The following is an 18,308-nucleotide window of genomic DNA, read 5'->3' on the forward strand; positions in this document are numbered from 1 at the left end:
GCATCGATGCGAAGGAACGAGCATGATTCAGGTAGGTGAAAAGCTTCCCCAGGCGACCGTTTACGAGTTGATCGAAGACGAACGCGAGGGCTGCACGATCGGGCCGAACAGCTTCGACGTGCGCGAGCAGACGGCGGGCAAGCGCGTGGTGATCTTCGGATTGCCGGGCGCGTTCACGCCCACCTGTTCGGCGAAGCACGTGCCGGGTTACGTCGAGCAGGCAGAGAAGTTGCGCGCTGCCGGTATCGACGAGATCTGGTGCGTCTCCGTCAACGACGCGTTCGTGATGGGCGCGTGGGCACGCGATCAGCGCACCTCGGGCAAGGTGCGCATGATGGCGGACGGCAGCGCGGCTTTCACCAAAGCGCTCGGTCTGGAGCAGGATCTGTCGGCGCGCGGCATGGGAATCCGTTCCCAGCGCTACGCAATGGTGATCGACGACGGCGTGGTCAAGACGCTGCACGTCGAAGCACCCGGCAAGTTCGAAGTCAGCGATGCGGCCAGTATTCTCGCGACGTTGAGCCAGACATGACGCGGCCGTGAGGCTTCGTCGCAGCTGCAAACCGACCGCAAACGTTGGTTGTTGCGCTGCGGCAACGCTTTCATGACGCCGTTGTGACAGGCCGTAACGCGGGCCGATGACCGGAAACGCCTCCGTTCCGGGCATCGGCCCGTCACGCTTCCCGATCAGGTAACGTAGAGAAACAGATTGAAACGCCAGCGCAACGACGCTCCGGAAACGATTGGAGTATAATTCGTGCTATGAATTAAAAAATCCTGATTGGGATTTTCAATCGAATAGAAGACCACCATGTTGAAGCAGCGCACTATCAAACAGATCGTCAAGACGGTCGGCATTGGCGTCCACTCCGGACGCAAGGTCGAACTGACGCTCCGCCCGGCGGCGCCGGACACGGGCATTGTGTTCTCGCGCGTGGATTTGCCCACGCCGGTGGACATTCCCGCGTCGGCGATGTCGATCGGCGATACGCGCCTCGCATCGGTGTTGCAGAAAGACGGCGCGCGCGTGTCGACGATCGAACACCTGATGTCCGCGTGCGCGGGCCTCGGGATCGACAATCTGTACGTCGACGTAACCGCCGAAGAAATTCCCATCATGGACGGCAGCGCAGCGTCCTTCGTGTTCCTGATCCAGTCGGCGGGCATTGAAGAACAGAACGCGGCGAAGAAGTTCATCAAGGTGACCAAGCCGGTCGAAATCCGCGACGGCGATAAATTCGCGCGTCTCGACCCGTATTTCGGCTTCAAGCTGAAGTTCACGATCGATTTCCGCCATCCGGCTGTCGATAAAACCGGTCAGTCGCTGGAAGTGGACTTCGCGAACACGTCGTATGTGCGTGAAATCGCGCGGGCGCGTACGTTCGGCTTTGCGCATGAAGTCGAAATGATGCGCGAGCTCGGTCTGGCGCGCGGCGGCAGCATGGACAACGCGATCGTGCTCGACGAGTACCGCATCCTGAACAATGACGGCCTGCGTTACGACGACGAGTTCGTGAAGCACAAGATGCTGGACGCAATCGGCGATCTGTACGTGGTCGGCCACCCGCTGCTCGCGTCGTATGACGCGTACAAGTCGGGGCACGGCCTGAATAACGCGCTGCTGCGCGAATTGCTGGCACACGAAGATTCGTACGAGATCGTCACGTTTGACGATCCGCAGAAGGCGCCGCGCGGTTTCGCGTACGACACGCAAACGGCGTTTGCCTGAAGCGCTGAGCGGTAAAAGAAAAAGCGGCCTGAACGGGCCGCTTTTTTCATTTCAGCACGCTGTTGACGAATTCACTTCCGGTGGCGAGCCGCCATGCGCGCAAGCGCTTCCTGCAACGGAGACGGTGCCAGCGACTCGCTCAGATCGTGCAGCGCGTCGGCACCCACGCGTGACATCCGCGCCTGCTTGGCGCGCGGCGGCTCTTTGACCGCCTGCGGGCGCACGCGGATTCTCAGCGAATTAACGGGCCAGCCTCGCTGCTGTAAATCCGACAGCAGACGCGGCTCGAGATGCCGCAACCGCGCGGCAAGCGCATTGTGGGCAGCAAACAGCGCGAGCACGCCGTCCTTGATGAAGCCGGGCTCGACGCTCGTCGCCAGATAATCGGGGAGCAATTCGGTGAGATCGCGTTCGAGCGCGGCAACCTGCTCGACGCCGGCGCGCAGCGCGGCGAAGGCATCGGTGCGGTTCAGCACTTCGGCGACGGCCTGCGGCCGGCGCACGCCGAACGACTTCGAGCCCAGCTTGGGGCCGGGCTTCAGCGACTGCCTTGAAAACGGTGAGAAACGGCTCATCTGGGACTTTGTTAGCAGCCCGCGCCCCGCGCGCGCTCGATGCCACGATTGTACCGTGCGGCGCCGGCGCGCAACGTCCGTTAGCGGCACGACGCACGGCATTGCCCGAGGCGCTTGCGCCTTGGCCGGATGGCCAACCGTCTCGCCGCTGACACAGGCGTACGCGGGGGCGCGTGCTAAAATCCGTGATTCGAATTTACTCTTGGACCTAAGCCGCCGAGGCCCCTCCGACAACCGGTTGCAACAAGGTGAACTGGTGTAAAACCCCGGTGTAAAAACCGCCCTTGCAACCCCGCCGAAGCCGAGACGCAACCACGATCCGATGACCACCGGTTTTCTACAAAAGATTTTTGGCAGCCGCAACCAGCGGCTCGTCAAGCAATATCAAAAGACCGTCGCGGCGATCAATGCGCTCGAACCGCAGATCGAGCAATTGACGGATGATCAACTGCGCGCGAAAACCGTGGAGTTCCGGCAACGCGTGAGCAGCGGCGAGTCGCTCGACAAGCTGCTGCCCGAGGCGTTCGCGGTCTGTCGCGAGGCGAGCAAGCGCGTGCTGAAAATGCGGCACTTCGACGTGCAGCTGATCGGCGGCATGGTCCTGCACTACGGCAAGATCGCGGAAATGCGTACCGGCGAAGGCAAGACGCTCGTCGCCACGCTGCCCGTGTACCTGAACGCGCTCTCGGGCCGCGGCGTGCACGTCGTCACCGTGAACGACTACCTGGCCCAGCGCGACGCCGAATGGATGGCGCGCCTCTACAACTTCCTCGGTCTTTCCGTCGGGATCAATCTGTCGCAGATGGATCACGGCATGAAGCAGGAAGCGTATGCCGCGGACATCACGTACGGCACGAACAACGAATTCGGCTTCGACTACCTGCGCGACAACATGGTCTACGAGACCGACGCGCGCGTGCAGCGGGCGCTGAACTTCGCGGTGGTCGACGAAGTTGACTCGATCCTGATCGACGAAGCGCGTACGCCGCTCATCATCTCCGGCCAGGCCGAAGATCACACCGAACTCTACGTGCGCATGAACGCGCTGCCGCCGCTGCTCGAGCGCCAGATCGGCGAAGAGAAGGCGGACGGCACGGGCGTCGAAAAGCCGGGCGACTACACGCTGGACGAAAAAGCGCGCCAGGTGTTCCTGACGGAATCGGGCCACGAAAAGGCTGAGCGCCTGCTCGCCGAGTGGGGCCTGATCGGCGAGGGTGAAAGCCTGTACGCGCCGCAGAACATCACGCTGATGCACCACGTGTACGCCGCGCTGCGCGCGCACACGCTGTTCTACAAAGACCAGCATTACGTGGTGCAGAACGGCGAAGTCGTGATCGTCGACGAATTCACGGGCCGTCTGATGGCTGGCCGCCGCTGGTCCGACGGTCTGCATCAGGCCGTTGAAGCGAAGGAACACGTGAAGATCCAGAGCGAGAACCAGACGCTCGCATCGATCACGTTCCAGAACTATTTCCGCATGTACGCGAAGCTGTCCGGCATGACGGGTACGGCGGACACGGAAGCGTACGAATTCAACGAGATTTACGGGCTTGAAACGGTCGTGATCCCGACCAACCGCCCACCGAAGCGGATCGACAAGCAGGATCAGATCTACAAGACCGCGCTGGAGCGGTATAACGCGGTCATTCGCGATATCCGCGAGTGCTATGACCGCGGTCAGCCGGTGCTGGTCGGCACGACCTCGATCGAAAATTCCGAGGTGTTGTCGCAACTGCTGAACAAGGCCGGCTTGCCGCACGAAGTGCTGAACGCGAAGCAGCACGCGCGTGAAGCGGCCATCGTCGCGGAAGCGGGCCGTCCGCAGCGCGTTACGATCGCGACCAACATGGCCGGCCGCGGTACCGACATCGTGCTCGGCGGTAATGCTGAAAAGCAAGCCGCATTCATCGAAGCCGATCTGTCGATCCCAGAAGACGAAAAGGGCCCGCGCATCCAGAAGCTGCACGACGAATGGCAAACGCTGCACGATCAGGTGAAGGCCGCAGGCGGGCTGCACATCATCGGCACCGAGCGTCACGAATCGCGCCGTATCGACAATCAGCTGCGCGGCCGTGCGGGCCGTCAGGGCGATCCGGGCTCGTCGCGTTTCTATCTGTCGCTGGAAGATCCGCTACTGCGCATTTTCGCGGGCGACCGCGTGCGCGCCATCATGGACCGGCTGAAGATGCCGGAAGGCGAGGCGATCGAAGCGGGCATCGTCACGCGTTCGATCGAATCGGCGCAGCGCAAGGTTGAAGCGCGCAACTTCGATATCCGCAAGCAGCTGCTCGAATACGACGACGTGTCGAACGATCAGCGCAAGGTGATCTATCAGCAGCGCAATGAACTGCTCGAAGCGCACGACATCACCGAAACCATCGGTGCGATGCGTCATGGCGTGATCACGGATATCGTCCGCCAGTTCGTGCCGGCGGGCAGTATCGAAGAGCAGTGGGATGTGCCTGAACTGGAAGAAGTGCTGCGCAACGACTGGCAGCTCGATCTCGCCATTCAGGAAATGATCAACGAATCGCAGCAGATCGACGCGGACCAGATTCTCGAAGCCGTGATCGCCGCCGCCGACGAAGCCTACGAGGCGAAGGTCGAACAGGTGGGCCGCGAATCGTTCAGCGCGTTCGAGCGCTCGGTCATGTTGCAGACGCTGGACCGTAGCTGGCGCGAACACCTCGCCGCGCTCGATCACCTGCGGCAGGGCATCCATCTGCGCGGCTATGCGCAGAAGAACCCGAAGCAGGAATACAAGCGCGAAGCATTCGAACTGTTTGCCGCAATGCTCGACGCGGTGAAGCTGGAAGTCACGCGCATCGTGATGAACGTGCAGATCCAGTCGCCGGAGCAGCTGGAGCTGGCCGCCGAGCAGATGGAAGAGCAGGGTAGCCATCTGGTGGACAACGTCGAGTTCCGTCACGCGGATTACGCCGAAGCCGGGGCGGCAGTCGCAGCGGCGCCCGTCGCAGCGAACGCAGCCGCCGCCATGATCGGCGACGCGATGACGCACGGCCAGGGCGCAGCCGCGCCGCTGTCCGGTGATAACGTGCCGAAGGTCGGTCGCAACGACCCCTGCCCGTGCGGCAGCGGCAAGAAGTACAAGCAGTGCCACGGCAAGATCGCGTGACACATGAAGGCGGCGCGCAGTATGCGCGCCGCGTCGTTTGAAGCGTGCATTGCTGGTGATTTCGCGGTGGCGCGGGTCCATCCGGCGCCATCACTTTTGATCCCCAATGCCGGCGCACGCCGGCATTTCAGTCTCGACAGGTCGCAAACATGGCTGTCAATTTCCCCTCGATCGATCCCGCTCAACTCCATCCCGTCGCCGGCGTCACGCTAGGCTGGGCCGAGGCGAATATCCGCAAGCCGAACCGCAAGGACGTGCTGGTCATTTCCGTCGACGAAGGCGCGACGGTCGCGGGCGTGTTCACGCTGAACCGTTTTTGCGCGGCGCCGGTGACGGTGTGCCGCGAGCATCTCGAACACGTACGCAAGGGCGGCAAGCGCATTCGTGCGCTGGTCGTGAATACGGGCAACGCGAACGCGGGCACGGGCGAGCCGGGCATGGTGGCGGCGCGCGAAACGTGCGACGAACTGGCGCGCCTCGCGGGTATCGAGCCTCAGCAGGTGCTGCCGTTCTCGACGGGCGTGATTCTGGAGCCGCTGCCTGTCGACCGTCTGAAGGCCGGCTTGCCCGCTGCGCTGGCGAATCGCCAGGCCGCGCACTGGTATGACGCCGCACAGGCCATCATGACCACCGATACTTTGCCGAAGGCCGTGTCGCGCCAGGTGAAGATCGACGGCCACACGATCACGATGACGGGCATCAGCAAGGGCGCGGGCATGATCAAGCCGAACATGGCGACGATGCTCGGCTTCCTCGCTTTCGATGCCAACGTCGCGCAGCCCGTGCTCGACCAGCTGGTCAAGGATGTGGCCGACCGCTCGTTCAACTGCGTCACGATCGATGGCGATACGTCGACCAACGACTCGTTCATCCTGATCGCCTCGGGCAAGTCGAGCCTGCCCGCGATCACGTCGACGGATTCGCCCGCCTATGCCGCGCTACGCGACGCCGTGACGGAAACGGCGCAGACGCTCTCGCAACTGATCGTGCGCGACGGCGAAGGCGCGACGAAGTTCATGACGGTGCAGGTCGAAGGCGGCGCGAATGTGGCCGAATGCCGCCAGATTGCTTACGCAATCGGCCATTCGCCGCTCGTGAAGACGGCGTTCTACGCATCGGACCCCAACCTCGGCCGCATTCTGGCCGCGATCGGCTATGCAGGCGTGACTGACCTCGACGTCAACAAGATCGACCTGTATCTCGACGACGTGCTCGTCGCGAAATCCGGCGGACGCAATCCCGACTACAAGGAAGAAGACGGACAGCGCGTGATGAAGAAGGCGGAAATCCTGATTCGCGTCGTGCTCGGCCGCGGCGACGCGCAGGCGACGATCTGGACGTGCGATCTGTCGCACGACTACGTGAGCATCAACGCCGATTACCGTTCCTGATTCCCGCTCATCGACATGGATAAACTCGAACAATTCCTGACCCGCGCCGAAGCCGTGCTGGTGCGGCTCGAAGCCATGCTGCCTCCTGCCGCGCCCGACATCGACTGGTCGGCGGCTGTGGCATTTCGCTGGCGCAAGCGCCAGGGGCGCGGTTATTTGCAGCCGGTGCCCGCCATCTCGCTGATTTCGCTCGACGATCTGCAGAACATCGATCGCCAGAAGAACCTGATCGAGCAGAACACGAAGCAGTTCGTCAGCAAGCAGCCCGCCAACAACGTGCTGCTGACGGGCGCGCGCGGCACGGGCAAGTCGTCGCTGATCAAGGCGTGTCTGAACGCGTATTCGCAAGACGGCCTGCGTCTGATCGAAGTCGACAAGGACGATCTGCACGATCTCGGCGATATCGTCGATCTGATTTCGGCACGTCCGGAGCGCTTCATCGTGTTCTGCGACGATCTTTCGTTCGAAGAGGGCGAGTCGGGCTACAAGGCGCTGAAGGTGGCCCTGGACGGCTCGGTTGCCGCGCAGTCGGACAACGTGCTGATCTACGCGACGTCGAACCGCCGACATCTGTTGCCCGAATACATGAGCGACAACGAGACGTACAAGCACACGTCCGATGGCGAAATTCATCCGGGTGAAGTGGTCGAAGAAAAGATCTCGCTGTCCGAGCGTTTCGGCCTGTGGGTCAGCTTCTATCCGTTCAAGCAGGACGACTACCTGTCCATCGTCGCCCACTGGCTGCATCACTTCGGTTGCAACGATGCCGACGTCGAGACGGCGCGCGGCGATGCGCTGATCTGGGCGTTGGAGCGCGGTTCGCGTTCTGGGCGTGTGGCGTGGCAATTCGCGCGCGACTGGTCCGGCAAGCGGGCGCAAGCATGAGCGACGCAGCGCAAGGCAATGCGGGCGAGTTGAACGAAGCCGGCCGGCCGGTTACGGAAGTGGCTGTCGGTGTCCTCGTTCAGCCCGATGGTCGCTATCTGCTCGCGCAACGCCCAGCCGGCAAGCCGTACGAAGGCTACTGGGAATTTCCGGGCGGCAAGCTGGAGCCGGGCGAAACGGTGGAGGCGGCGCTCGCGCGTGAGCTTCACGAAGAACTCGGCATCGACGTGCAGGCGAGTCACCGCTGGCACGTGCTCGAGCACGATTATCCGCACGCGTACGTACGGCTCTATTTCTGCAAGGTGACGGCGTGGGACGGCGAGCCGCATGGACGCGAAGGTCAGGCGTTCGCCTGGCAGACGTTGCCGGCTGATGTGTCGCCGCTTTTGCCCGCGACGATTCCCGTGCTGGAGTGGCTGGCGGCGGAGTGAATTGAAGGCGGAGTCGCTAGTGGCGACTTCCGCACTTCATGAACGGTGACGCGTGATAAAACCCCGGTCAGTGCGAGCGGTGCTCGCCGGGTGCGTCATCGGAAGGCGGTTCCTCGTCGGTGCCGCCGATCTTGTACTTTTCGGCAGCCCACGCGCCGAGATCGATCTGCTTGCAGCGCTCGGAACAGAAAGGGCGGAAGCGGTTTTCGGGAGTCCAGCGGACATCCTTTCCGCAGCTAGGGCATTTGACTACAGTGGCCATTCGATCAGACGTTCAATCGCAAACTTTGAGACTACGCAAATAAGGCTGTTTGCGTCAGATTAAAGACTACACAGCGTCAACTGGAACGGCACGTCCACGTCGACTGCGCGCGGACGCAGATCGCCGTCCTGCACCGTGAAGCGCACCCACAGCATGTACTTGTTGGCGCTCGCTTCCGGGATCACCCGCAATTCCGGCGCCACGCGCACCTGCATCAGCTGATACGTACGGCCTGACAGCATTTGCTGGTAGCTGCCCTGCATCGCCATTACTTTCGACGCCTGGCCCGATTCGCGTGCAAGCCGCAGCACGATCGAGGCCGCGTCGCGCAGCGGCAGAAGCGGCATGATCCACTTCGCGATGTCCTGGCGACGCTGGTCGGGATGGGTCTGCTGCCACGCGTAGTACGACGGAAGATCGAACTTGCAGGTGCCGCCGGGAATGATCGCGCGGCTGCGGATGCTCGCGAGCCATTCGTTATCAGCAAGATGCTGGCCAGTTTTGCCCTGCATCTGCGTCAGCCCGGCGAGCGTCTGTTCGATTTCACCGAGGACAGCTTCGAGCGCATTTTGCTCGATGCCCGGATTGCCGCGAAACGGAGCGAGCGTTTGACGTTGCCGCTCCAGTTCTTTCATCAGATCCGACTTCAGATCTGCGCGGCCCGCGACCTCGGAGATTTCGAACAGCGTAGTCAGCGCGACGTGATGTTCCCTGGCATCTTCCTGAGTCAGAAAGAACGTGAAGCGCTCGAAGAGATCTTCGAGGCGCAGCAGCGTCCGGATTCGCTCATTGAAGGGATACTCGTAAAGAATCAAGCGGGCTCGCCTCGGGCGTGGTCGGTGACGGAATTGCAGGACATTCTAATGCCGTGAGACTACCCTAGCAATCACACACTTTTTTGGCGAGCTTCCGACAATTTTTGCGCGGTATTGCGCGCATTCGTTGCGTGGATACGGTGTTCACGACAACATGCGCCCGCATTACAGACATCGAACAGAATCGCTCACGGCTTACGCGCCTGCGAGCGAAACATACGTGCGATGAAGCTGATCGACATCAACGTCGAGCGCTTCGAGCGGGCGGTTGTCATTGTCGATGACGTCATCGGCGGCGGCGAGACGTGCTTCGCGGGTCGCCTGGCGCGCGATGATCGCGAGCACCTGTTCGCGTGTGAACGCATTACGGCGCATCACGCGCTCGATCTGCGTTTCGACGCTGCAATCCACAGTCAACACGCGATTCACACGTGTTTTCCAGCTGCCCGACTCGACGAGCAAGGGCACGACGACGATCACATATGGTCCGTTCGCTGCTTCGCGCTGACGTTCGGTTTCTGCGCGAATCAACGGATGCGTGATCGCTTCGAGCCGCTTGCGCGCGGTCTCGTCGCTGAAAACGAGTGCACGCATACGCGCTCGATCCAGTGAGCCATCAGCGGCGACGAAGGACGGGCCGAATTCCGTCGCGATGGACGGCATGGCGAGACCCTGCGGTGCGGTGATGCTGTGCGCGATCACGTCCGTATCGACGAGCGTTACGCTGCGCTTCGCGAACAGATCAGCGACCGTGGACTTGCCGCTGCCTATGCCGCCCGTCAATCCAACAGCAAACATGCGTCAACCTCCCAAAGCCGCGTAGAGCGGCGTGCCGAGAAAGAGTGTCACGGCACCGCCTGCCGCGAGAAACGGACCGAAAGGCAGCGGCTCTTCGAAGCGCATGCGGCCAATCCACGTCGCAACGAGACCGACGACGGCGCCCGTCACCGCGGCGATCAGAATGATCTGCGGTAGCGCGGCCCAGCCGAGCCACGCGCCGAGCGCCGCGAGTAGCTTGAAGTCGCCATAACCCATGCCTTCGACGCCGCGCACGAGCTTGAACAGCCAATGCACGCACCACAGCGCGAGGTAGCCGGCGATCGCGCCGATCACGGCATCGTGCAGGTTCGCGAACACCATATTGAAGTTGACGATCAGGCCGGCCCACAGCAAGGGCAGCGTCATCGAGTCCGGCAACAGATGCGTGTCGATATCGATCGCGCTCATCGCGAGCAGTGTCGCGCACAGGCCGAATGCAGCGAGCGCCGTGCCCGTCGCACCAAACGTGACGAGCGCGCCGAGCGCCAACGCTGCGCTCGACAGTTCGAGCAGCGGATAGCGAAAGCTCACGCGCCCTTTGCATTGCGAGCATCGGCCTCGCAGTACCAGATAGCTGAATACCGGCACGTTCTCCCACGCGCGCAGCACGTGGCCGCAATGGGGACATGCGCTGCGCGGAAGCCAGAGGTTGTAGCGCTCGGGCAAGCCGTCTTCGTCGAACGCGTGGCCCGTTGCGTCGCTCACTTCGGCGCGCCATGCGCGTTCGAGCATAATCGGCAGTCGATGTACGACCACGTTCAGAAAGCTGCCGATCACGAGGCCGAACGCAATCACGAATGCGATTTGCGCGCCGGCTGGCAAAGCGCTGAACGCCATGCCGAGACTCTCTGTGAAACGGGCGAGCGGGCCGGTGAGGGAAGGTTCTGACACGGACGTGAGCGTGGTCGGCATGGTCGATTGTTGGGATTTGGCTGCGATGCTACTACACCACGTTGCCGAGTTGGATGATGGGAAGGTACATCGCGATCACGAGACCGCCGACCAGCCCGCCGAGCACGACGATCACGAGCGGCTCGCACAGGCTCGCGAGTCCCGCGATCTTTTCGTCTACCTGACGATCGCTCAGCGTCGCAACGTCGAGCAGCATCGTGTCGAGCGTGCCCGATTCTTCGGCGACGGCGACCGGCTGCACGATGGCTTCGGGAAAGCATTGCGCTTCGCGCATCGCGGGCGCGAGCCGCACGCCGCGCTTTAGCTCAGCGGAAATAGCGACAGTCGCGCGATCGAACCACGCGTTGCCCGTTGCGTGCGTGAGCGAATCGAACGCATCGGCGAGCGGCGTGCCTGCCGACAGCAACGTACCGAGCGCGCGGCTCCAGCGTGCCGCGCACAAGGTTGTCAGCAGCGAGCCGGCGACGGGCAGTCGCAGTGTCGCGCGGGCGAACTGCAGGCGAGCCGATTCCGAGCGTCGCAATATGCGGCGCATTGCGAACACAATCACGCATGCAGCCGATGCAAGCGGCACGCTCCAGCGTCCAGCCGCAGCTGACATGGCGAGCACGATTTGCGTCGGCGCAGGCAGCCTGGCGCCGAAGCCGTCGAATATCTGCTTGAACGTCGGAACTACCCAAACAAGCAGCGCTGCCGTTATCGCGAGCGCGAGCAGCAGGATCGCAACGGGATAAGTGAGCGCGGCACGTACTTTCGCGCGCTGCGCGGCGGCGCGCTCGCGGTCGTCGGCGAGGCGAGCTAGCACGGCAGGCAGCGCACCCGATGCCTCGCCCACTTCGACAAGCTGGCAATACAGCGCGCCGAACTGCGTCGGGTGGCGCGCAAGCGCTGCTGAAAAGCCGAGTCCCGTCGTGATATCGCGCGCGAGCGCATTCACGATGCGTGGCATACCTTTGGCGCGCGCCTCTTCTTTCGACGCTTGCGCCAACAGTTCGAGCGATGACGCAAGCGGCAAGCCGGCGCGCAGCAGACTCGACAGCTGGCGCGTGAACAGTGTCACATCGACAGTGCGCACCTTTGGCTTCGGCGCCGCGCCACGCGCAATCCATTCGACGGCGTATAGCGCGTCCTGTTTGAGCATCGTGCGCGCGGTTGGAAGATCGGGGGCGATCACGGTTCCGTGCCGACGCAAGCCGTGTGCGTCGAATGCGCGCCACTCGAAGCGCAGATCCTGCATGGCGGCCGCTGTCATGCGACCTCCGTTGCGCTCAATGCTTCGGCAAGGCTCGTCGTGCCGTCGAACGCGCGAGCCAATGCGGCTTCTCGCAAGGTCTGCACGCGCTCGACCTGCGAGCATCGAGCGATCTCATGCGTGCCGGCGCGCGCGACGATGAGTTCGCGCATTGCATCCGAAATCGGCATGACCTGATGGATCCCGACACGCCCGCGAAAGCCGATGCCATGACACGCGTCGCATCCGTGCGGGAGGTAAGGGCGCCAGTGTGGGATCTGTTCTTCGGAGACGCCGGCCGCACGCAGCGACGCAGGCGTTTCGATCGCAGTTTGACGGCATGTGGGACACAGCCGCCGCACGAGCCGCTGCGCCGTGACGAGTCGCAATGCGGCCGCGAGGTTGTATGGCTCGACGCCGATGTCGATCAGGCGCGCGATGGCTGCGGGCGCATCGTTCGTATGGAGCGTCGACAGGACCAGGTGACCCGTTTGGGCGGCCTTGACGGCGACGTCGGCTGTCTCTTCGTCGCGGATTTCTCCAACCATGATGACGTCTGGATCCTGGCGCAGGAACGCCCGCAACGCCACTGCGAACGTCAACCCAGCCTTTTCGCGCACGCTTACCTGGTTGATGCCGGCAAGCTGGATTTCAGCGGGATCTTCGACCGAGCAGAGATTGCGTGACTCGGCATTCAACAGTTGCAGGAAGCAATACAGCGACATTGTTTTGCCGCTGCCCGTCGGTCCGGTGACGAGTACCAATCCGTGCGGCGCGCGGATCGACCTGTCGACGATGTCGCGCTGTTCGGGCGCGAGTCCGAGTGAATCGAGCGAGAGATTGGCGGGCAGCGCCTCGAGCCTCCGCAGCACGAGCTTTTCACCGAACAAGGTGGGCAGCGAATTCACGCGATAGTCTTCGACGCGGGCCGCCGCGACAGGCAGGCGCAAGCGGCCGTCCTGCGGCACGCGCCGCTCTGCGATATCCATGCGTGCCAGCACTTTCACGCGCGTGATGAATGCGTCGCGCAAATGCGCAGGCGGCCGCGCGAGTTCGTGCAGCACGCCGTCGACGCGCAGGCGCATTCGCCAGCCATGCTCCATCGGTTCGATGTGCAGATCGGATGCGTTGAGGCGGGCGGCTTCCTGCAGCGTGTCGGCAAGCAGGCGGACGGCGGGTGGACTATCTGCGTCGGCCGCGGAGGATTGCAGCGTGTGCCGGTTCGCGCCGGCGTTGGGCGTGGGCGCAGAGGGGTGAGAAGAAGTGCGCATCGAAAACCGGCTGCGAGCCGCCTGTAAAACATGACGGCTTCATCATCCGGTTTCGCGATTGGGCGCGCTATTCTGCCGAATGGCCAGGTGCGTGTTTAGCGGCCCACCAGACGCTTGATCTTCGAACCCGGCGCGGGACCTGGGCGGAAAACCTTAACTGTTCTGATCGCCTGATCGTCGCTACGCAAAACTTCCAGTTTGATGTCGGCGATCTTCACGCAGACATCGCCTTCAGGGATTTCTTCGAGAACTTCCAGGATCAATCCGTTGAGCGTTTTCGGGCCGTCCGTGGGTAGTTTCAGTTGCAGCCAGCGGTTCAGTTCACGCAAAGGCATGCTGCCCGCGACGATGCATTCGCCTTCCTCGTTCCAGCCGCCGCGCGAAGAAGCGCTACGCGGCACGGACGTCGTGAATTCGCCGATCAGTTCTTCGATGATGTCCTCGGGCGTCACGAGTCCCTGCAGTTCGCCGTACTCGTCGACGACGAGCGCCGTGCGGTGGCGGCTTTCCTGGAAGTATTGAAGTTGCTGGAAGACAGGCGTGCCTGTCGGCACGAAGTACGGCTCGGCGAGCAGTCCACGCAGCGTTTCGCGTTCCAGTTCCTGGTTGTGCAGCGCGGACAGCGTCTTGCGCACGTGGAGCACGCCGAGCACGCGATCGAAATCGCCCTGATAGACGATCAGCTTGTTGTGATAGCAGGTTTCGAGTTGATGCAGGATCTGCTCGAACGGCGCGTCGAAGTCGAGCGCCTCGATACGGCGGCGCGGGATCATCACGTCGTCGACCGTGATGTTCTCGAGATCGAACAGGTTCAGCAGGATGCTGCGGTGCTTGGTCGGCATGAAGCTGCCGGACTCGAGCACGATGGTGCGCAGCTCTTCCGTCGACAGGCGCTGATCGTGCGCACCCTTTGTGTTGATATGCAGCACGCGCAGGATGCTGTTCGCGAACAGGTTCACGAACCATATCAGTGGCTTCGACACGCGCATCAGCGGCGCGATCAGCAGGCTGGCGGGCAGCGCGATCTTTTCCGGAAACGTCGCGCCGACGATCTTCGGCGTGATTTCCGCGAACACGATGATCAGAAACGCGACAATCCCTGTCGCGATCGACAGCACGACGTTATTGCTGCCGAACGTATGCAGCGCGATCGACGTCGTCAGGACGGGGATGATCGTGTTGAACAGGTTATTGCCGATCAACACGGCGCTCAGCAGTTCATCCGTGCGCGCGAGCAGGCCTTGCGTGGTCTTGGCGCCGAGCGCGCCCTTGGTCGCGAGATGTTTCAGGCGATGGCGGTTGATCGCCATCATCGCTGTCTCGGTAATGGAGAAGAAACTGGAACAGATAAGAAGCAGGACGACGGCGCCTATTTGCGCCCATAAGGGAAGTTGTTCCACGCGACGTGAATAAGAGAAGGGGAAGGGATGGGGAGAATATAGCAGAGGGGCTCGGAGCCCTCAGTAGGCGGACGACAAGCTGTGCGCAGTACGCTTTTGCCGCCTGCCGTGAACGACAGGCGAAAAAAAACCGCGCATTGCGCGGTTTTTTCAAAATCTGGTCGGGGTGAGAGGATTCGAACCTCCGGCCTCTACGTCCCGAACGTAGCGCTCTACCAGGCTAAGCTACACCCCGATTTGGTACTGCAAACTCGATTCAGACTGATCCGACGTTTTAGTCTTGTTTAAGACTGCCTCGTCGTCGAGTAAGAACATAATTCTAGCAGGCTTTCTTTGTAAATGGAATCAGGAAATGAAGAAATTGCTGCGGCAGCTGCCTGCGCTTCCTGCTTCGCACATTCCAGCGTGTGATCCAGAGCGCCCGAACGCGTGATCGCCTCGAAAATTTCATCGAAACGGTCGGTGCCGCCTTGCTCGATCGCTTCGCGTGCGAGTGCCGACTGTTCCGGTGTGCCGCGCTCGATCAGATAGATGAGCGGCAGCGTCGGCTTGCCTTCGCGCAAATCGTCGCCGGCGTTCTTACCCATCGATTCCGCCGTGCCCGTGTAATCGAGCCAGTCGTCCATGATCTGGAACGACGTGCCGATGCGCCGGCCAAACTCGGCGGCCGCTGCTTCCGTCGTTGCGTCCGAGCCGGCCAGCACGGCGCCCAATTGGGCGGCCGCTTCGAACAGCTTGGCCGTCTTGTAGCGGATCACCTGCATGTAACGCGCTTCGTCGACGTCGGCGTCGTGCATGTTCAGCAACTGCAGCACTTCGCCTTCGGAGATGATGTTGGTCGCTTCCGAAAGAATCTCCATGACGCGCATCTTCCCGACACCGACCATCATCTGGAACGAGCGGGAATACAGGAAGTCGCCGACCAGCACGCTCGCCGCGTTGCCGAACAGCGCGTTCGCCGTCTGGCGGCCGCGCCGCAGATCGGACTCGTCGACGACGTCGTCATGCAGCAAGGTTGCTGTGTGGATGAACTCGACGACAGCCGCCAGTTCGTGCCGATGCCCCGTCCGGTCGCCGAGCGCTCCCGCCACGAGCAGGAGCAGCGCGGGCCTAAGCCGCTTGCCTCCGGCACTGATGATGTACTCGGAGATCTGGTTGATCAGCATCACCTCGGACGCCAGACGGTGCCGGATGACGCGGTTCACCTGCTGCATGTCTTCGGCGATCGGAGCGAGCAGATTGGCTGCGTTGGGGGTGGGGGTGGCGGTTGACGACATGGTGACGAATTCGGGTAGTGCCGCGAATTATAAGGCGAACTGCGGCATTTCCGTGCCAGACGCCGTTCGAGCATGGCTGTTTTGGCCCGTTTGCACGTTGTTCCCCCGCATTTGTCGCGCGCGGGACGCCCGGACATGGTCATTGTCAACCGGTTTTGACCGCGCAGCTAACTCTATGTATAATCGAGGGTTTCCGCGCGTGGTGCGTGGGGAAAATGAATCCAGAGTGAGGTTTTCAATGTACGCGGTCATAAAAACCGGCGGCAAGCAGTACAAAGTTGCTGTCGGCGAAAAACTTAAAGTAGAACAGATACCGGCAGACATTGACGCTGAAATCACGCTCGACCAGGTTCTCGCAGTAGGCGAAGGCGAATCGATTAAGTTCGGTACGCCGCTGGTCAGTGGGGCTTCCGTCAAGGCTACCGTCGTCTCCCAAGGTCGTCACAAAAAAGTGACCATCTTCAAGATGCGCCGTCGGAAGCACTACCAGAAGCATGGCGGCCATCGCCAGAACTACACCGAACTGCGCATCGACGCGATCAACGCGTAAGCGCATCGGGCAAGGAGCTAACAAATGGCACACAAAAAAGCAGGCGGATCGTCCCGGAACGGCCGCGACTCCGAGTCGAAACGACTTGGCGTGAAAGTGTACGGCGGTCAGGCAATCCTGGCTGGCGGCATCATCGTGCGTCAACGCGGCACGCGTATGCACCCGGGCGAAAACGTCGGCATCGGCAAGGATCACACCTTGTTCGCGCTGACGGACGGCCACGTCAAGTTCACGACGAAGGGCGCCGGCAAGAAGCATCTGGTCAACGTCGTCCCGGTTGCTGCCTGAGTTTAGTCAGGCACGGGCTTCAGGACCGGAAAAAAGGCCCCGCGAAGTTTGCGGGGCCTTTTTGTTTGCGGGTTGCCTCGGGCTTTTGCTCGCGAACCTGCAGCGTCGCGGCGTCACATTGTCGCGAATGGACAAGAATCAGACTCAAACTGGCCGTTCGGCCAATGGTGCGCGCGCGTCACGCGCGGCAAAATAGCAATACCTACGGGACGGAGTAACGCATGAAGTTCATTGACGAAGCGAGGATCGAAGTCATCGCCGGCGACGGAGGAGATGGCAGCGCGTCGATGCGCCGCGAGAAATTCGTCCCGTTCGGCGGTCCGGACGGCGGCGACGGCGGCCGTGGCGGCAGCGTCTTTGCAGTCGCAGACCGCAACATCAACACGCTGATCGACTACCGCTACGCGAAAAAGCATCAGGCGCGCAACGGCGAAAACGGCCGCGGCTCGGACTGCTACGGCAAGGGCGGCGACGATATTACGCTGCGTATGCCCGTCGGCACGATCATCACTGACATGGATACCGGCGAGCTGATCGCCGACCTGACCGAGCACAACCAGGCCGTGCGTATTGCCGAGGGTGGCGCGGGCGGTCTTGGCAACCTGCACTTCAAATCGAGTACGAATCGCGCGCCGCGCCAGAAGACGGACGGCAAGCCGGGTGAGCGCCGCATGGTGCGCCTCGAACTGAAGGTGCTGGCTGATGTTGGTTTGCTCGGCATGCCGAACGCGGGTAAATCGACATTCATTTCGTCGGTGTCGAACGCGAGGCCGAAGATCGCCGACTATCCGTTCACGACGCTTGCGCCGAATCTGGGCGTGGTGCGCGTCGGGCCGAGCCGCAGCTTCGTGATCGCCGATATTCCCGGGCTGATCGAAGGCGCGGCGGAAGGCGCGGGCCTCGGCCACCAGTTTCTGCGTCACTTGCAGCGCACGGGTCTGCTGCTGCACATCGTCGATCTCGCACCGTTCGACGAAGCCGTTGATCCCGTCGTGGAAGCAAGGGCCATCGTCAACGAACTCCGCAAATACGATGAAGAGCTGTACAGCAAGCCGCGCTGGCTCGTGCTGAACAAGCTCGACATGGTTCCCGAGGAAGAGCGCGAAGCGCGTGTCGCCAAATTCCTGAAAGACTTTGAATGGGAAGGCCCGGTCTTCGAAATCTCGGCCTTGACGGGCCAAGGGTGCGAAAACCTGTGCTATGCGGTGTATGACTACATCTCCGAGCACTCGGATGCGCAGCGCGCGGCGGAAGCCGAAGATCTGGCCGCGGACGTGCGTTTCCGCGAGCAGCAGGCTGGTGGCGCGAGCGCACCCGCCGAGCCGCAGGAGTAAAG

18 protein-coding genes and 1 tRNA gene are annotated in these 18,308 nt (G+C 62.1%); 9 read left to right on the forward strand and 10 right to left on the reverse strand.

Annotation, left to right across the window (positions count from 1 at the left end; translation table 11 throughout):
* The first annotated feature begins 22 nt into the window (after positions 1-22).
* Together G3O01_RS28740 and lpxC are read left to right on the forward strand one after the other, a co-directional pair.
* Positions 23-532 (forward strand): peroxiredoxin, encoded by a 510-nt coding sequence (locus G3O01_RS28740; protein ID WP_205809986.1) that lies wholly within the window; start codon positions 23-25, stop codon positions 530-532.
* A gap of 279 nt (positions 533-811) precedes the next feature.
* Entirely contained in the window at positions 812-1,729 is a 918-nt protein-coding gene (lpxC, locus tag G3O01_RS28745; RefSeq protein ID WP_205809987.1) for a UDP-3-O-acyl-N-acetylglucosamine deacetylase, read from the forward strand.
* Between the two features lie 71 nt (positions 1,730-1,800).
* On the opposite strand, the gene G3O01_RS28750 is transcribed toward lpxC, so the two are convergent.
* Positions 1,801-2,304, reverse strand: coding sequence for a DUF721 domain-containing protein (locus tag G3O01_RS28750; protein ID WP_205809988.1), 504 nt, complete (start codon positions 2,302-2,304; stop codon positions 1,801-1,803).
* 322 nt (positions 2,305-2,626) lie between these two features.
* Between G3O01_RS28750 and secA the strand changes: the two genes are divergently transcribed.
* The 4 genes from secA to G3O01_RS28770 all read left to right on the forward strand — a co-directional run bounded on the left by secA (position 2,627) and on the right by G3O01_RS28770 (position 8,147).
* Positions 2,627-5,440 carry a preprotein translocase subunit SecA gene (gene secA / locus G3O01_RS28755; RefSeq protein WP_205809989.1) on the forward strand — a complete coding sequence of 938 codons (2,814 nt, stop codon included), beginning with the start codon at positions 2,627-2,629 and terminating at the stop codon, positions 5,438-5,440.
* Between the two features lie 149 nt (positions 5,441-5,589).
* The gene (argJ, locus tag G3O01_RS28760) at positions 5,590-6,831 is read left to right on the forward strand and encodes a bifunctional glutamate N-acetyltransferase/amino-acid acetyltransferase ArgJ (protein WP_205809990.1); all 1,242 of its coding nucleotides are present in this window, start codon (positions 5,590-5,592) and stop codon (positions 6,829-6,831) included.
* Between the two features lie 15 nt (positions 6,832-6,846).
* The gene (locus G3O01_RS28765) at positions 6,847-7,716 is read left to right on the forward strand and encodes an ATP-binding protein (protein WP_205809991.1); all 870 of its coding nucleotides are present in this window, start codon (positions 6,847-6,849) and stop codon (positions 7,714-7,716) included.
* Complete coding sequence (locus G3O01_RS28770; RefSeq protein ID WP_205809992.1) at positions 7,713-8,147, forward strand: NUDIX domain-containing protein; 435 nt, start codon at positions 7,713-7,715, stop codon at positions 8,145-8,147. Before G3O01_RS28765 ends, G3O01_RS28770 begins: the two co-directional genes overlap by 4 nt.
* A 67-nt stretch (positions 8,148-8,214) precedes the next feature.
* On the opposite strand, the gene G3O01_RS28775 is transcribed toward G3O01_RS28770, so the two are convergent.
* The 9 genes from G3O01_RS28775 to G3O01_RS28815 all read right to left on the reverse strand — a co-directional run bounded on the left by G3O01_RS28775 (position 8,215) and on the right by G3O01_RS28815 (position 16,134).
* Entirely contained in the window at positions 8,215-8,409 is a 195-nt protein-coding gene (locus G3O01_RS28775; protein ID WP_109482045.1) for a DNA gyrase inhibitor YacG, read from the reverse strand.
* A gap of 59 nt (positions 8,410-8,468) precedes the next feature.
* Positions 8,469-9,224: a cell division protein ZapD gene (zapD, locus tag G3O01_RS28780; RefSeq protein WP_205809993.1), complete on the reverse strand. Its 756-nt coding sequence runs from the start codon at positions 9,222-9,224 to the stop codon at positions 8,469-8,471.
* Positions 9,225-9,419: 195 nt separating this feature from the next.
* On the reverse strand, positions 9,420-10,022 hold the full coding sequence (gene coaE, locus G3O01_RS28785; protein ID WP_205809994.1) for a dephospho-CoA kinase: 603 nt from the start codon (positions 10,020-10,022) through the stop codon (positions 9,420-9,422).
* 3 nt (positions 10,023-10,025) lie between these two features.
* The gene (locus G3O01_RS28790; protein WP_241024350.1) at positions 10,026-10,880 is read right to left on the reverse strand and encodes an A24 family peptidase; all 855 of its coding nucleotides are present in this window, start codon (positions 10,878-10,880) and stop codon (positions 10,026-10,028) included.
* Positions 10,881-10,986: 106 nt separating this feature from the next.
* The gene (locus tag G3O01_RS28795) at positions 10,987-12,207 is read right to left on the reverse strand and encodes a type II secretion system F family protein (RefSeq protein WP_205809996.1); all 1,221 of its coding nucleotides are present in this window, start codon (positions 12,205-12,207) and stop codon (positions 10,987-10,989) included.
* Complete coding sequence (locus tag G3O01_RS28800; RefSeq protein WP_205809997.1) at positions 12,204-13,457, reverse strand: ATPase, T2SS/T4P/T4SS family; 1,254 nt, start codon at positions 13,455-13,457, stop codon at positions 12,204-12,206. Before G3O01_RS28800 ends, G3O01_RS28795 begins: the two co-directional genes overlap by 4 nt.
* A 95-nt stretch (positions 13,458-13,552) precedes the next feature.
* The gene (locus G3O01_RS28805) at positions 13,553-14,857 is read right to left on the reverse strand and encodes an HlyC/CorC family transporter (RefSeq protein ID WP_205809998.1); all 1,305 of its coding nucleotides are present in this window, start codon (positions 14,855-14,857) and stop codon (positions 13,553-13,555) included.
* A 158-nt stretch (positions 14,858-15,015) separates the two neighbouring features.
* Positions 15,016-15,092, reverse strand: a tRNA-Pro gene (locus G3O01_RS28810).
* Between the two features lie 49 nt (positions 15,093-15,141).
* Positions 15,142-16,134 (reverse strand): polyprenyl synthetase family protein, encoded by a 993-nt coding sequence (locus G3O01_RS28815; RefSeq protein WP_205809999.1) that lies wholly within the window; start codon positions 16,132-16,134, stop codon positions 15,142-15,144.
* 238 nt (positions 16,135-16,372) lie between these two features.
* Here G3O01_RS28815 and rplU point away from each other — a divergent pair, with 238 nt between their 5' ends.
* From rplU to cgtA, 3 genes are all read left to right on the forward strand, one after another.
* A complete protein-coding gene (gene rplU / locus G3O01_RS28820; RefSeq protein ID WP_007747161.1) occupies positions 16,373-16,684 on the forward strand; it encodes a 50S ribosomal protein L21 in 312 nt (103 codons plus the stop codon).
* A gap of 24 nt (positions 16,685-16,708) precedes the next feature.
* Complete coding sequence (rpmA, locus tag G3O01_RS28825) at positions 16,709-16,972, forward strand: 50S ribosomal protein L27 (RefSeq protein WP_205810000.1); 264 nt, start codon at positions 16,709-16,711, stop codon at positions 16,970-16,972.
* 221 nt (positions 16,973-17,193) lie between these two features.
* A complete protein-coding gene (gene cgtA / locus G3O01_RS28830) occupies positions 17,194-18,306 on the forward strand; it encodes an Obg family GTPase CgtA (RefSeq protein ID WP_205810001.1) in 1,113 nt (370 codons plus the stop codon).
* Positions 18,307-18,308: the final 2 nt, after the last annotated feature.

It is taken from the genome of Burkholderia sp. Ac-20365, from assembly GCF_017104715.1.
In the GTDB taxonomy this organism is placed as follows: Bacteria; Pseudomonadota; Gammaproteobacteria; order Burkholderiales; family Burkholderiaceae; genus Paraburkholderia.